At 68.7% G+C, this 12,873-nt stretch carries 11 protein-coding genes; 6 read left to right on the plus strand and 5 right to left on the minus strand.

Features of this window, described 5'->3' with window-relative positions:
- Positions 1–5: 5 nt before the first annotated feature.
- Positions 6–1,319, minus strand: a complete 1,314-nt coding sequence (locus tag DMX10_RS09205; RefSeq protein WP_111260802.1) for an ATP-binding protein — start codon at positions 1,317–1,319, stop codon at positions 6–8.
- A gap of 76 nt (positions 1,320–1,395) precedes the next feature.
- Positions 1,396–2,166, minus strand: coding sequence for a two-component system response regulator OmpR (ompR, locus tag DMX10_RS09210; RefSeq protein WP_371921684.1), 771 nt, complete (start codon positions 2,164–2,166; stop codon positions 1,396–1,398).
- Positions 2,167–2,319: 153 nt separating this feature from the next.
- Between ompR and DMX10_RS09215 the strand changes: the two genes are divergently transcribed.
- The 4 genes from DMX10_RS09215 to rmf all read left to right on the plus strand — a co-directional run bounded on the left by DMX10_RS09215 (position 2,320) and on the right by rmf (position 7,267).
- The gene (locus DMX10_RS09215; protein ID WP_111260804.1) at positions 2,320–4,638 is read left to right on the plus strand and encodes a Tex family protein; all 2,319 of its coding nucleotides are present in this window, start codon (positions 2,320–2,322) and stop codon (positions 4,636–4,638) included.
- A gap of 4 nt (positions 4,639–4,642) precedes the next feature.
- Positions 4,643–5,026: a PaaI family thioesterase gene (locus DMX10_RS09220; RefSeq protein WP_111260805.1), complete on the plus strand. Its 384-nt coding sequence runs from the start codon at positions 4,643–4,645 to the stop codon at positions 5,024–5,026.
- A gap of 122 nt (positions 5,027–5,148) precedes the next feature.
- The gene (gene gshA / locus DMX10_RS09225; protein WP_111260806.1) at positions 5,149–6,735 is read left to right on the plus strand and encodes a glutamate--cysteine ligase; all 1,587 of its coding nucleotides are present in this window, start codon (positions 5,149–5,151) and stop codon (positions 6,733–6,735) included.
- A gap of 319 nt (positions 6,736–7,054) precedes the next feature.
- A complete protein-coding gene (rmf, locus tag DMX10_RS09230) occupies positions 7,055–7,267 on the plus strand; it encodes a ribosome modulation factor (protein ID WP_111260807.1) in 213 nt (70 codons plus the stop codon).
- Between the two features lies 1 nt (position 7,268).
- On the opposite strand, the gene DMX10_RS09235 is transcribed toward rmf, so the two are convergent.
- Entirely contained in the window at positions 7,269–7,667 is a 399-nt protein-coding gene (locus DMX10_RS09235; RefSeq protein ID WP_111260808.1) for a carboxymuconolactone decarboxylase family protein, read from the minus strand.
- Positions 7,668–7,752: 85 nt separating this feature from the next.
- Between DMX10_RS09235 and DMX10_RS09240 the strand changes: the two genes are divergently transcribed.
- Entirely contained in the window at positions 7,753–8,559 is an 807-nt protein-coding gene (locus tag DMX10_RS09240; protein WP_111260809.1) for a cyclase family protein, read from the plus strand.
- 227 nt (positions 8,560–8,786) lie between these two features.
- On the opposite strand, the gene argA is transcribed toward DMX10_RS09240, so the two are convergent.
- A complete protein-coding gene (gene argA / locus DMX10_RS09245; protein ID WP_111260810.1) occupies positions 8,787–10,085 on the minus strand; it encodes an amino-acid N-acetyltransferase in 1,299 nt (432 codons plus the stop codon).
- A 111-nt stretch (positions 10,086–10,196) separates the two neighbouring features.
- The gene (gene argE, locus DMX10_RS09250) at positions 10,197–11,354 is read right to left on the minus strand and encodes an acetylornithine deacetylase (RefSeq protein ID WP_111260811.1); all 1,158 of its coding nucleotides are present in this window, start codon (positions 11,352–11,354) and stop codon (positions 10,197–10,199) included.
- A gap of 136 nt (positions 11,355–11,490) precedes the next feature.
- Here argE and DMX10_RS09255 point away from each other — a divergent pair, with 136 nt between their 5' ends.
- Positions 11,491–12,858 (plus strand): inorganic triphosphatase, encoded by a 1,368-nt coding sequence (locus tag DMX10_RS09255; protein WP_111260812.1) that lies wholly within the window; start codon positions 11,491–11,493, stop codon positions 12,856–12,858.
- Positions 12,859–12,873: the final 15 nt, after the last annotated feature.

The raw sequence follows: 12,873 nt of genomic DNA on the forward strand, positions 1-12,873 counted from the left end.
GGCTGTCAGGCGGCGTCGCGGGGCAGCAGCAGGCCCAGGGGCAGGCACACGCGGGCTTCCAGCCCACCGCCGGAACGGTTGCGCAGCTCGACGCTGCCGCCGTGCAGCGCGGCGATGCGCTTGACGATGGCCAGGCCCAGGCCGGTGCCCTTGCCGCCACGGGCGCGGTCGCCGCGGATGAAGGGGTTGAAGATGTCGCCCAGCTCGGCCGGGTCGATGCCCTGGCCACGGTCGAGCACGCTGAGGACGACATAGGGGGCGGTGTGATCGCCCGCCACGAAGGCGGCCACTTCGACGCCGTTGCCGCCATAGCGCAGCGCGTTCTCGATCAGGTTGGTCAAGAGGCGCTTGACCGACACGCGCCGCAGGGGGAACGGAGGCACCGGCTCCAGGCACAGGCGCACGCGCTCCTCGTGCTGGTTGTAGGGGGCCACCACCTCGCGTACCAGCTCGCCGAGGTCGAGCTCTTCCTGGCGCTCGTCGCGACCGTCGCGGATGAAGGCGAGGAACTGGTCGAGGATGGCGTCCATGTCCTCGATGTCGCGAACCATGTCCTCGGTGAACTCGCTGTCGCTGCTCATCAGCTCCAGGGACAGGCGCAACCGCGTCAACGGGGTACGCAGGTCGTGGGAGACGCCGGCCAGCATCAGCTCGCGCTCGCGGGCGGCCTGCTCGACGTCCTCGGCCATCTGGTTGAAGGCGCGGTAGACCTCGGTCATCTCGCTGGGCGTGTCGCTCACCGGCAGGCGCACGCTGCGACCCTGGCCGAGCTGGCGGGCGGCGAACACCAGGCGCTTGAGCGGGGCGTTGAGCTGGCGCACGAAGATCCAGGCGGCGGCAGTGGACAGCAGGCCGATGCCGAGGAACCAGCCGAGCACGCTCCAGATGCGCTGCCCGCGCAAGGGGTGTGGATAAAGCGGGATGCGCACCCAGTCGGGGCCCAGCGCCGGGGCCCGCACCCAGAGCGCCGGCGGGCTCTTGGCGCGCAGGCGCACCTCGGTCTCGGGGCCGAGCTCGGTCTGCATCTGCCGCTCGAAGATCTCGCTGTAGGGCCAGTGCTGCTCGCTGGGCGGCACGGCGTCGCTGGTCACCCGCTTGAGGCCGGCGGCGCGTGCCAGGTCGTCGCGCTCGGATTCGCTGGCCGCCCAGTAGGCACGCAGGGTCAGCGCGGCGCCGTGGCTGTACTGGCGGTCCACGAGGACGTCCTCGTTCATCATCAGGTAGACCAGGGTCAGCGCCTTGGAAAACAGCACGACGATGAGCACCAGCCAGAGGGTGCGGGAGAAGAAACTCTGCGGGAACCAGTACGGCGCTTTCATCGGGTTTTCCGGGCAGGAGGCTCAGGCGCCTTGCAAGGCAGTGCCGCGCCCGGGATACGGGCGCGGCGGGGGGAGGTCACTTGTTGCCGTCGGGCACGAACACGTAGCCGACACCCCAGACGGTCTGGATGTAGCGGGGCTTGGACGGGTCGGGCTCGATCAGCCGGCGCAGGCGGGATATCTGCACGTCGATGGAGCGCTCCAGGGCGTCCCACTCGCGGCCACGGGCGAGGTTCATCAGCTTGTCGCGGGTCAGCGGCTCGCGGGCGTGCTGGACCAGGGCCTTGAGCACGGCGAACTCACCGGTGGTGAGCATGTGCACGTCCTCGCCCTTCTTCAGCTCGCGGGTGGCCAGGGACAGCTCGTACTCGCCGAAGGTGACGCTCTCGTCGGCAGCGGCCGGGGCGCCGGGCACCTGGGGCGCCTGGCGGCGCAGCACGGCCTTGATCCGCGCCAGCAGCTCGCGCGGGTTGAACGGCTTGGCCAGGTAGTCGTCGGCGCCCAGTTCCAGGCCCTGGATACGGCTGGACTCGTCGCCCTTGGCGGTGAGCATGATGATCGGCACCTGGTTGTTCGACGCGCGCAGGCGGCGGCAGGCGGACAGGCCGTCCTCGCCCGGCAGCATCAGGTCCAGGACCACGAGGTGGAACAGCTCGCGGGCCAGCAGGCGGTCCATCTGCTCGACGTTCTCCACCGCGCGCACGCGGTAGCCCTGCTCTTCGAAAAAGCGCTCGAGCAAGCGACGCAGACGCGCGTCGTCGTCGACGATCAGGATCTTTTCGCCCTCGGCATTGGGGATGCTGCTCATGTTCTCTCCTGGTTTCTCAAGCGCGGCATTATTACTCAGCACCGGTGTCGCGCGGCTCGACCATTGTTAGCAGATTTTTCCCCGAACGGTTCCCTGGCCAGCGCAACGGGGTGTTTATAATGCGCCGCTTGTTTCCCGGCCAGGGCCAGGCCCGGCCGGTCTTTCGTTGGTCATCAGGTGTGTCTTTTTCATATGGAAAGCATCAACAACCGTATCGCTGAAGAGCTGGGCGTGCGCCCGCAACAAGTCGCCGCCGCCGTCGCCCTGCTCGATGAAGGCTCCACCGTTCCCTTCATCGCCCGCTACCGCAAGGAAGTCACCGGCAGCCTGGACGACACCCAGCTGCGTACCCTGGAAGAGCGCCTGCGCTACCTGCGCGAGCTGGAGGATCGCCGTGGCGCGATCCTCGCCAGCATCGAGGAGCAGGGCAAGCTGACCCCGGAACTGGCCCGCGAGATCAAGCTGGCCGACACCAAGACCCGCCTCGAAGACCTTTACCTGCCGTACAAGCAGAAGCGCCGCACCAAGGGCCAGATCGCCCTGGAAGCCGGTCTCGGCGAGCTGGCCGACGCGCTGTTCGCCGACCCGACCCTGGCACCGGAAACCGAAGCCGCGCGCTTCATCGATGCCGAAAAGGGCTTCGCCGACACCAAGGCGGTGCTCGAAGGCGCCAAGTACATCCTCATGGAGCGCTTCGCCGAGGACGCCACGCTGCTGGCCAGCCTGCGCGGCTTCCTCAAGGACAACGCCACCCTGACCGCCCGCCTGGTTCCCGGCAAGGAACAGGAAGGCGCCAAGTTCAGCGACTACTTCGAGCACGACGAGCCCCTCAAGGGCGCACCGTCGCACCGCGCGCTGGCGATCTTCCGCGGCCGCAACGAGGGCGTGCTCAGCGTCGCGCTGAAGGTCGGCGAGGAGCTGCCCGGCACCATGCACCCCTGCGAGGTGATGATCGGCGAGCGCTTCGGCGTGAAGGACCAGGGCCGCGCCGCCGACAAATGGCTGGGCGAGGTGGTGCGCTGGACCTGGAAGGTGAAGCTCTACACCCATCTGGAGACCGACCTGCTGGGTGAGCTGCGCGAAGGCGCCGAGACCGAGGCGATCAACGTCTTCGCCCGCAACCTTCATGACCTGCTGCTGGCTGCCCCGGCCGGCCCGCGCGCCACCCTGGGCCTGGACCCGGGCCTGCGCACCGGCTGCAAGGTCGCCGTGGTCGACGCCACCGGCAAGCTGCTGGAGACCGCCACCGTCTACCCGCACGTCCCGCACAACAAGTGGGATGACACCCTGGCCACCCTCGGCAAGCTCTGCGCCAAGCACGGCGTCGACCTGATCGCCATCGGCAACGGCACCGCCAGCCGCGAGACCGACAAGCTGGCCGGCGAGCTGATCAGCAAGATGCCGGGCCTGAAGATGACCAAGATCATGGTCAGCGAGGCCGGCGCATCGGTGTACTCGGCCTCGGAACTGGCCGCCAAGGAGTTCCCCGAGCTGGACGTGTCCCTGCGCGGCGCGGTGTCCATCGCCCGCCGCCTGCAGGACCCGCTGGCCGAACTGGTGAAGATCGAGCCGAAATCCATCGGCGTCGGCCAGTACCAGCACGACGTCTCCCAGCTGCAGCTGGCACGCAGCCTGGACGCCGTGGTCGAGGACTGCGTGAACGCCGTGGGCGTGGACGTGAACACCGCCTCCGCCGCCCTGCTGGCGCGCATCTCCGGCCTCAACGCGACCCTGGCGCAGAACATCGTCGCCCACCGCGACGCCAACGGCGCCTTCAAGACCCGCGAAGAGCTGAAGAACGTCAGCCGCCTGGGCGAGAAGACCTACGTGCTGGCCGCCGGCTTCCTCCGCGTGATGAACGGCGACAACCCGCTGGATGCCTCGGCGGTGCACCCGGAGACCTACCCGCTGGTGCAGCGCATCGCCGAGGGCACCGGCCGCGACGTGCGCTCGCTGATCGGCGACTCCGCCTTCCTCAAGCGCCTCGACCCGGCCAAGTTCACCGACGAGACCTTCGGCCTGCCGACCGTCACCGACATCCTCAAGGAACTCGACAAGCCCGGCCGCGACCCGCGCCCGGAGTTCAAGACCGCCGAGTTCCAGGAAGGCGTTGAGAGCCTCAAGGACCTCAAGCCCGGCATGGTGCTCGAAGGCGTGGTGACCAACGTCACCAACTTCGGCGCCTTCGTCGACATCGGCGTCCACCAGGACGGCCTGGTGCACATCTCCGCGCTGTCGGAGAAGTTCGTCAAGGACCCGTACGAGGTGGTCAAGGCCGGCGACATCGTCAAGGTCAAGGTCATGGAGGTGGACATCCCGCGCAACCGCGTCGGCCTGTCCATGCGCATGAGCGACACCCCCGGCGAGAAGGTCGAGGGCCCGCGCGGCGGCGGTCGTCCGCAGGGCGGCCAGCGTCCCGATCGGGGTGCCCCGCGCCAGCAGCAGGCGGCGCCGGCGAACAACGCCATGGCCTCGCTGTTCGCCAACGCCAAGCAGATCAAGAAGAAGTGAGCTGATGGAAGTCTCCGACCTGCACACCGCCAGCGCCTACAGCAAGCTGCTGGGCATCGAACCGGTCAGCCTGGGCGACGGCGTCGCCGAGGCGCGCCTGTCCATGGCCGAGCACCTGCGCAATCGCGGCCAGGTGATGCACGGCGGAGCCATCTTCTCGCTGCTCGACATCGCCATGGGCCTGGCCTGCACCAGCGTCCATGGCTTCGAGCGGCGCAGCGCCACGATCGAATGCAAGATCAACTACATCCGCCCCGTGGCCGAGGGTGACATCCTCTGCCGCGCGCGGGTGGTGCACGCCGGCTCGCGGACCCTGGTGGTCGAGGCCGATGTGCTGCAGGGCGACAAGCTGGTCGCTAAAGGGCAAGGCACCTTCGCCCAGCTGTAAGCGCCAGGACGGCGACGCTCTATTCTGGACGAAGCGACAACGCAGTCATGTCCGCCCCTTGTAGACCGACCAGTCCACCCTCATATTGGGGCGACTGTCCCTGGGACCCACAGGATTCCAAATTGAGCGACCTTCTCTCCCGCCGCCTGGCATTGCTGGGCGAGCGTGCCCACCTGTCCCTGCTGACCCAGTGCCTGCACGGCATCGAGCGCGAATGCCTGCGCGTCGACGGCAACGGCCAGCTGGCCCTGACCCCACACCCGGTGGCCGTCGGTTCCGCGCTGACCAACCCGCAGATCACCACCGACTATTCCGAGTCGCTGCTGGAGTTCATCACCCCCACCGAGCACGACCCGGCGGCGACCCTGGCGGACCTGGAGAAGATCCACCGCTTCACCTACCAGAAGCTCGACGGCGAGCTGCTGTGGAGCGCCTCGATGCCTGGCCGCCTGCCCAGCGAGGAGGTCATACCGATCGCCCGCTACGGCACCTCGCCCATCGGCCGCCTGAAGTACGTCTACCGCCGAGGCCTGGCCGTGCGCTATGGCAAGACCATGCAGTGCATCGCCGGCATCCACTACAACTTCTCCCTGCCCGAAGCCCTGTGGCCGCTGCTCAAGGAGGCCGAAGGCGATCCGCAGAGCGACCGTGACTTCCAGTCCGCGCGCTACATCGCGATGATCCGCAACTTCCGGCGCTACAGCTGGCTGCTGATGTACCTGTTCGGCGCGGCGCCGGCGCTGGACCAGAACTTCCTCCGCGGCCGCCCCCACGACCTCGACCGCCTCGACGCCGACACCCTGTTCCTGCCCTGGGCCACCAGCCTGCGCATGAGCGACCTGGGCTACCAGAACAATGCCCAGTCCGGCCTCACGCCCTGCTACAACAGCCTCGACAGCTACCTGTCGAGCCTGCGCCAGGCCGTGTCCACGCCCTACCCGCCCTATGCCGAGATCGGCACCAAGCGTGACGGCGAATGGGTGCAGCTGAACACCAACGTCATCCAGATCGAGAACGAGTACTACTCCTCGATCCGCCCGAAACGCGTCACCTACACCGGCGAGCGCCCGATCCAGGCGCTGATGGCCCGTGGCGTGCAGTACGTCGAAGTGCGCTGCCTGGACATCAACCCCTTCCTGCCGCTGGGCATCGACCTGGCCGAGTCGCGTTTCCTCGACGCCTTCCTGCTGTTCTGCGCCCTGCAGGACAGCCCGCCCCTGGCCGGCGGCGAGTGCCGCGACTGCACCGACAACTTCCAGCGCGTGGTCAAGGAAGGCCGTCGCCCCGGCCTGCACCTGCAGCGCAACGGCCAGGAGATCGGCCTCAAGGAATGGGCCTTCGAGCTGCTCGACCAGATCGCCCGCACCGCCGACCTGCTGGACCGCGCCCAGGGCGGCCAGGCCCATGCCGAAGCCCTGCAGGCCCAGCGCCTCAAGGTCGAGGACACCCGCCTCACGCCGTCGGCACAGGTGCTGGCCGAGCTGCGCGAACGTGGCGAGAGCTTCAGCGAGTTCTCCCTGCGCCAGAGCCGCCTGCACGCCGCGTATTTCCGCGCCGAGGCCCTGGCCCCGGACGACCAGGCTCGCCTCGAAGCCATGGCGCGCGAATCCCTGGAGGAACAGGCGCGCCTGGAAGCCGAGCCCGACGTCGACTTCGACACCTTCGTCGCCGCCTACCAGGCCAGCATCCTCGGCTTGCTGAGCAACTGACCCCCGCAGGAGCCCACCGCAACGGTGGGTTTCGCTGCGCTCTACCCACCCTGCGAAAGCCCAAACCCGCACGTGGAATGGCGTAGGGTGTACGACGCCTCGCCCAGCCACCGCGCGAGGCGGGGCCCGACGCCCCTGCGCCCGGCGCACGACACGCCGCAACCCGCCACCTAAAGCCACCCGCGCAGCCCTGCGCCCTGAAAAGGCGCGCCCCGTCACAAAACCGACAAGCTGGGGCTCGAAGCGGGACAGGCGGCCACCCGCGCCGGAAAACCGGCAGCTAGCATGAGCACAAATCCAGAGCCTGCGAGCTTTGCCCATGGCGGCCCCAGACGCCCACCCCCAAGACAGCCAGCAATGGAGCCTGGAAAGCCTCAACAAGGCCTACCAGCAAGGCTACATGGCGGGCCTCACCGGCCAGACGATCGACCAGCAACCCTACCCCGCCGAAGTCCTCGCCGCGGCCTGGGAAGCGGGTTGGGACGACGGCCACGACCAGTACGAGCTGCAGCGCCCCTCGCGGATCGCCTGAATCAGTCCTCGCGAAACGCCGCGTCCAGCGGAACCCGATAACCCGTCGCCAGCCGGTTGGTCTCGTTGGCCATGCCGATCACCGCCTGCAGCTCGCCGAACATCGCCTCGGTCATCCCCGCCTTGCGCGCCGCCGCCGTGTGCGAGCCGATGCAGTACGCGCAGTTGTTGGTGACGCTGACGGCCACGTAGAGCAGCTCCTTGGTCAGCGGGTCCAGCGCGCCGGGGGCCATCACCTGCTTCAGGCTCTCCCAGGTGCGGCGCAGGTTGTCCGGGTGCTGGGCCAGGGCCTTCCAGAAGTTGTTGACCTGGTCGACCTGGCGCGTCGCCATGATGTCGTCGTAGACGGCGCGGACTTCCGGACTGGCATGTTCATATTCGATCAAGTGCTTAGACGACATCGCGCATCCCCTTCTAAGTTATGAGTCAGCCAGTATAGGCAGAGCGCCCATACCGGCCCGGTCCCAACCATGGAGAAGGTCACGCATGTCGATACGCACCCTGGGCCGCCTGGCCCTCACCGCCTCACTGTCCCTGCCGCTGCTGGCCCAGGCCGCGCAACCCGGCCTCTGGGACACCTACGCCACCCTGAAAGCCAAGACCTGGGTCGACCTGACCCATGCCTACGACGAGCAGGTGCCGCACTGGAAGGGCTTCGAGAACGCCCAGCGCAAGACGCTCTACACCGTCGACAAGGACGGCTTCCAGGTGGACCTCTACACCCACGTCGGCCAGTGGGGCACCCATGTCGACCCGCCGGTGCACTTCCACAAGGGCCTGCGCGGCATCGACCAGATCGACGTGAAGGAACAGCTGCTGCCGCTGGTGGTGCTGGACATCCACCAGCAGGCGGCGAAGAACCCCGACTACGTACTGACCCTGGCCGACGTGAAGGCCTGGGAGGCCAAGCACGGCCCGGTGCCCGAAGGCGCCTTCGTGGCCCTGCGCAGCGACTGGTCCAAGCGCTGGCCGAGCCAGGAGAAGATCCAGAACGCCGACGCCCAGGGCGTGGCCCACTACCCGGGCTGGAGCAAGGAGGCGCTGGTCTACCTCTACGAGACCCGCAAGATCACCGCCTCCGGCCACGAGACCACGGACACCGACCCGGGCATCGCCACCAGCAAGGACGACTACTCCCTGGAGTCCTACATCCTCGGCAAGGACCACTACCAGATCGAGCTGCTGGCCAACCTGGACCAGGTGCCGGAAGCCGGCGCGCTGGTGGTCGTGAGCTTCCCGAAGATCGCCCGGGGCACCGGCTTCCCGGCGCGGGTGTTCGCGATACTGCCCTGATGGGGTGAGCGGGACTCCCCCCTGTGGGAGCGGCTTCAGCCGCGATGGGCCCTGCTCGGTGCCGGGCCCTTTCACGAGTCCACTGGAAGAGGGGCCTCGGAGCGGGCAGCCGTCGCTCACTCCAGACGTAGGGTGTGCTGCGCGCACCTGGAGCTCGCCGGAAGCACCGTGCGAAGGTGCGCACGGCACACTCTACGGCACGCGCCCTCAGTTCTGTAGGAGCAGCCTCAGAGCACCTTTTCGAAGATCTTCGAGTTGCGCTGGTAGTTGTAGAGCGAGGCACGTGCCGCCGGCAGGCTTTCCACGCCGCTGGGCTGGAACCCGCGCTCGCGGAACCAGTGCGCGGTGCGCGTGGTGAGCACGAAGAGGGTCTTCAGGCCCAGTGCACGGGCGCGGTCCTCGATGCGCTCCAGCAGCTCGTCGCCACGGCCGCCGTGGCGGTACTCGGGGTTCACCGCCAGGCACGCCAGCTCGCCCGCATCGGAGTCGGCGATGGGATAGAGCGCCGCACAGGCGATGATGTGGCCGTCGCGCTCGACGATGGTGAACTGGCCGATCTCGCGCTCCAGCACCTCGCGGGAGCGGCGCACGAGGATGCCCTGGTCCTCCAGCGGGGTGATCAGGTCGATCAGCCCGCCGACGTCGTCGATGGTGGCTTCGCGCAGGGACTCGAACTGCTCCTGGTCCACCAGGGTGCCGCCACCGTCGCGGGTGAACAGCTCGGTGAGCAGCGAGCCGTCCTCGGCATAGCTGACCATGTGGCTGCGCTTGACCCCGCTGCGACAGGCCTGGGCGGCGGCGTCCAGCAGCTCGGCCTGGTAGCTGTTGCCCAGCCGCACGAGGTGGCCGGGCACCTGTTGCGGGCGCAGTTCGCGCACCAGCTTGCCGGATTCGTCGATCAGCCCGCGCTCGCTGCCGAACAGCACCAGCTTGTCCGCGCCCAGGTCGATGGCGGCGCGGGTGGCGACGTCCTCGCAGGCCAGGTTGAAGATCTCCCCGGTGGGCGAGTAGCCCAGGGGCGAGAGCAGCACGATGGAGCGCTCGTCGAGCTGGCGGCTGATGCCCTTGCGGTCGATGCGGCGCACCTCGCCGGTGTGGTGGTAGTCGACGCCATCGACGACGCCTATGGGCCGCGCGGTGACGAAGTTGCCGCCGGTGACGCGCAGGCGCGAGCCCTGCATGGGCGAGGCGGCGATGTCCATGGACAGGCGCGCCTCGATGGCGATGCGCAGCTGGCCCACGGCGTCGATCACGCACTCCAGGGTCGGGCCGTCGGTGATGCGCAGGTCGCGGTGGAAGTGCGGGGTCAGCCCGCGCGCGGCCAGCCGCGCCTCGATCTGCGGGCGCGAGCCGTGCACCAGCACCAGGCGCACGCCCAGGCTGTGCAGCAGCACCAGGTCGTGGACGATGTTGCCGAAGTTCGGATGGGCGACGCCCTCGCCGGGCAGCATCACCACGAAGGTGCAATCCCGGTGGGCGTTGATATAGGGCGATGCGTGGCGCAGCCAGTTGACGTAGTCGTGCATGGATTCCGTGAGCCTGTGGACGTTGGCGAAATGAGCGGTGCTACTCCGGTAACGGAGTCGGGGGCGTCGCGTTTATCGTCGTCGCAGGAACATCAACGGATTCCCTCCTCGTCAGGCCTTGTCGGCGGGGTTCAGGCAGTAGTGCTGGATGAGCTGGCGCAGCAGCGCCACGGTAGGCTCGATGCGTGACAGTTCGAGGTGTTCATCGGGCTGGTGGGCACAGGCGATGTCGCCGGGGCCGAGCACCAGGGTCTCGCAGCCGAGCTGCTGAAGATACGGGGCTTCGGTGCCGAAGGCCACCGCTTCTGCGGCATGCCCGGTGAGACGTTCGGCCAGGCGTACCAGATCACTTCCGGCCGGCTCCTCGAAGGGCGGCACGGCGGGGAACAGGGGCTGGTAGTCGATGGCCACGCCATGGCGCTCGGCAAGTGGCGCCAGGCGCTGGCGGATGGCCGCGCGCAGCATCTCCGGCTCCATCCCCGGCAGCGGGCGCAGGTCGAACTCCAGGCTGCACTGCCCGCAGATGCGGTTGGGGTTGTCGCCGCCATGGATGCAGCCGAGATTGAGGGTCGGCTGCGGCACGTTGAACAGCGGGTTGTTGAACGTGCGCTGCCACTCGCCGCGCAGGGCCACCAGCGCGGCGATGCTCTCGTGCATCGCCTCCAGGGCGCTGCGGCCCAGGCTCGGGTCGGAGGAGTGGCCGCTCTGCCCGAGGATGTCGATGCGCTCCATCATCACGCCCTTGTGCAGGCGGATCGGCTTCAGCCCGGTGGGCTCGCCGATCACCGCGGCGCGGCCCAGCGGCTGCCCGGCGGCGGCCAGGGCACGGGCGCCGGACATCGAGCTCTCTTCGTCGCAGGTGGCCAGGACGATCAGCGGGCGGCGCAACGGCTGGTCACGCAGGGTGCGCACCGCCTCGATCACCAGGGGGAAGAAGCCCTTCATGTCGCAGCTGCCCAGCCCGTACCAGCGGTCATCGGCCTCGGTGAGCTGCAGCGGGTCGCTCTTCCACAGCGCGGCGTCGAAGGGCACGGTATCGCTGTGGCCGGCCAGCACCAGGCCGCCGGGTCCGCTGCCCAGGGTGGCCAGCAGGTTGGCCTTGCCGGGCGCCACCTGCTGCACCTCGCAACGGAAGCCCAGCTCGCCCAGCCAGGCCGCCAGCAGGTCGATCACCGCCTGGTTGGACTGGTCCCAGCCGGGCTGGGTGCAGCTCACCGAAGGCGCGGCGATCAGCGCGGCGAACTGGCTCTTCAGGTCTGGAACGGGCATCGGCTTTCTCCACGGACGAGGGCTCATCATAGGGACAACGCCCCGCCGGCGAAACCGCCCGGCAGGGCGCCTCGGCCTCCTGTAGACTTCACGGCCTCGGCAGCCATCCCGTGCTGCGATTGATAAAACTCCGGCCATGCAAAAAGAAACCGAAATCAAGCTCCGCGCCAGCCGCGAGACCCTCGAAGCCCTCCGCGACCACCCGCTGCTGAAGAAACGCAACAAGAGCGGCTGGGAGAAGCGCGAGCTCTTCAACCAGTACTACGACACCCCCGGGCGGGAGTTGTCCCAGGCCAAGGTCGCCCTGCGCCTGCGCCGCGACGGCGACCAGTTCATCCAGACCCTCAAGAGCCGTGGCCAGAGCGTGGCCGGGCTGTCCGAGCGCAACGAGTGGGACTGGTACCTGCCCAAGGCCAAGCTCGACCCGAAGAAGCTGGGTGACGACTGCTGGCCGGCCAGCCTCGCCGACCTGGACAAGAAGACCCTGGCACCGATCTTCACCACCGACTTCGTCCGCGAGCGCGCCGAGATCGCCTGGGGCCGTGGCAAGGCCAAGGTGGTGGTGGAAGCCGCCCTGGACCTGGGCAAGGTCATCGCCGGCAAGGCCGAGGAAGAAATCTGCGAGCTGGAGCTGGAACTGCGCCAGGGCGAGCCCGAGGCGCTGCTGGAACTGGCCCGCGAACTGGCCGCCGACCTGCCCCTGATGCCCTGCGACATCAGCAAGGCCGAGCGTGGCTACCGCCTGTTCGACGCCAACAGCTACAGCGTCGCCCTGCCGGCCCCGGTGCTGGACGCCGAGATGCCCCTGGACGACGCCATCGCCGCCATCGCCTGGCACCTGCTCGGCAGCAGCCAGCGCCTGGCCGAGCAATACCGCTTCAACGGCCACTGGAAGCTGCTCGGCGAATGGCTGCAGCAGCTGATCGACCTGCGCGCCCTGCTCGGCAGCCTCGGCCAGGCCGCGCCGCGCGCCAGCAGCCACGGCCTGCGCGAGGCCCTGGACGCCCTGATCGGCGACTGGCGCCCGCGCCTGGCCGCCGGCCAGGACGACGAGGCCGCGCGCCAGGCGGCGCCGCAGCAATTCGCCGATGAACTGGCCGGCACCCGCTGGGGCCTGTTCTCCCTCGACGCCTCCAGCTGGCTGCTGGCCCGCTCCTGGACCGTCGGCCGCAACGACCGTGGCAACCGCCAGGGCAAGGCCGCGCTGGGCAAGTGGCTGCCGCGCCTGCTGGGCGACGAAGCCCGCGACCTGCAGCTGGACCGCTACAAGCGCCAGCCCGAGGACCTCGCCGAGCAGCTGCCGCGCATCGAGCGCCTGCTGGTCTGGCTGCGCCTGGCCCGCAGCGTGCTGCTGGAGATCCCCGAGACCGACCGCTGCTACGGTGAGCTGAACAAGCTGGCCGAACTGGCCGGCCGGCCGATCGACGAGGAGGCCCTCGAAGCCCGCGTCAGCCAGGCCCACCGGGTGCTGACGCTGAAGAGCTGGAAGCAGCTGCTCAAGTGATGCGACCCGGCACCG

This window comes from Pseudomonas sp. 57B-090624 (genome assembly GCF_003234055.1).
GTDB lineage: Bacteria > Pseudomonadota > Gammaproteobacteria > Pseudomonadales > Pseudomonadaceae > Metapseudomonas > Metapseudomonas tohonis.

Bases quoted from the DNA above. Each gene is read 5' to 3' on its own strand.
- DMX10_RS09205 (WP_111260802.1), bottom strand. From the start codon at position 1,319: ATGAAAGCGCCGTACTGGTTCCCGCAGAGTTTCTTCTCCCGCACCCTC.
- DMX10_RS09215 (WP_111260804.1), top strand. From the start codon at position 2,320: ATGGAAAGCATCAACAACCGTATCGCTGAAGAGCTGGGCGTGCGCCCG.
- DMX10_RS09220 (WP_111260805.1), top strand. From the start codon at position 4,643: ATGGAAGTCTCCGACCTGCACACCGCCAGCGCCTACAGCAAGCTGCTG.
- rmf (WP_111260807.1), top strand. From the start codon at position 7,055: ATGGCGGCCCCAGACGCCCACCCCCAAGACAGCCAGCAATGGAGCCTG.
- DMX10_RS09235 (WP_111260808.1), bottom strand. From the start codon at position 7,667: ATGTCGTCTAAGCACTTGATCGAATATGAACATGCCAGTCCGGAAGTC.
- DMX10_RS09240 (WP_111260809.1), top strand. From the start codon at position 7,753: ATGTCGATACGCACCCTGGGCCGCCTGGCCCTCACCGCCTCACTGTCC.
- argA (WP_111260810.1), bottom strand. From the start codon at position 10,085: ATGCACGACTACGTCAACTGGCTGCGCCACGCATCGCCCTATATCAAC.
- argE (WP_111260811.1), bottom strand. From the start codon at position 11,354: ATGCCCGTTCCAGACCTGAAGAGCCAGTTCGCCGCGCTGATCGCCGCG.
- DMX10_RS09255 (WP_111260812.1), top strand. From the start codon at position 11,491: ATGCAAAAAGAAACCGAAATCAAGCTCCGCGCCAGCCGCGAGACCCTC.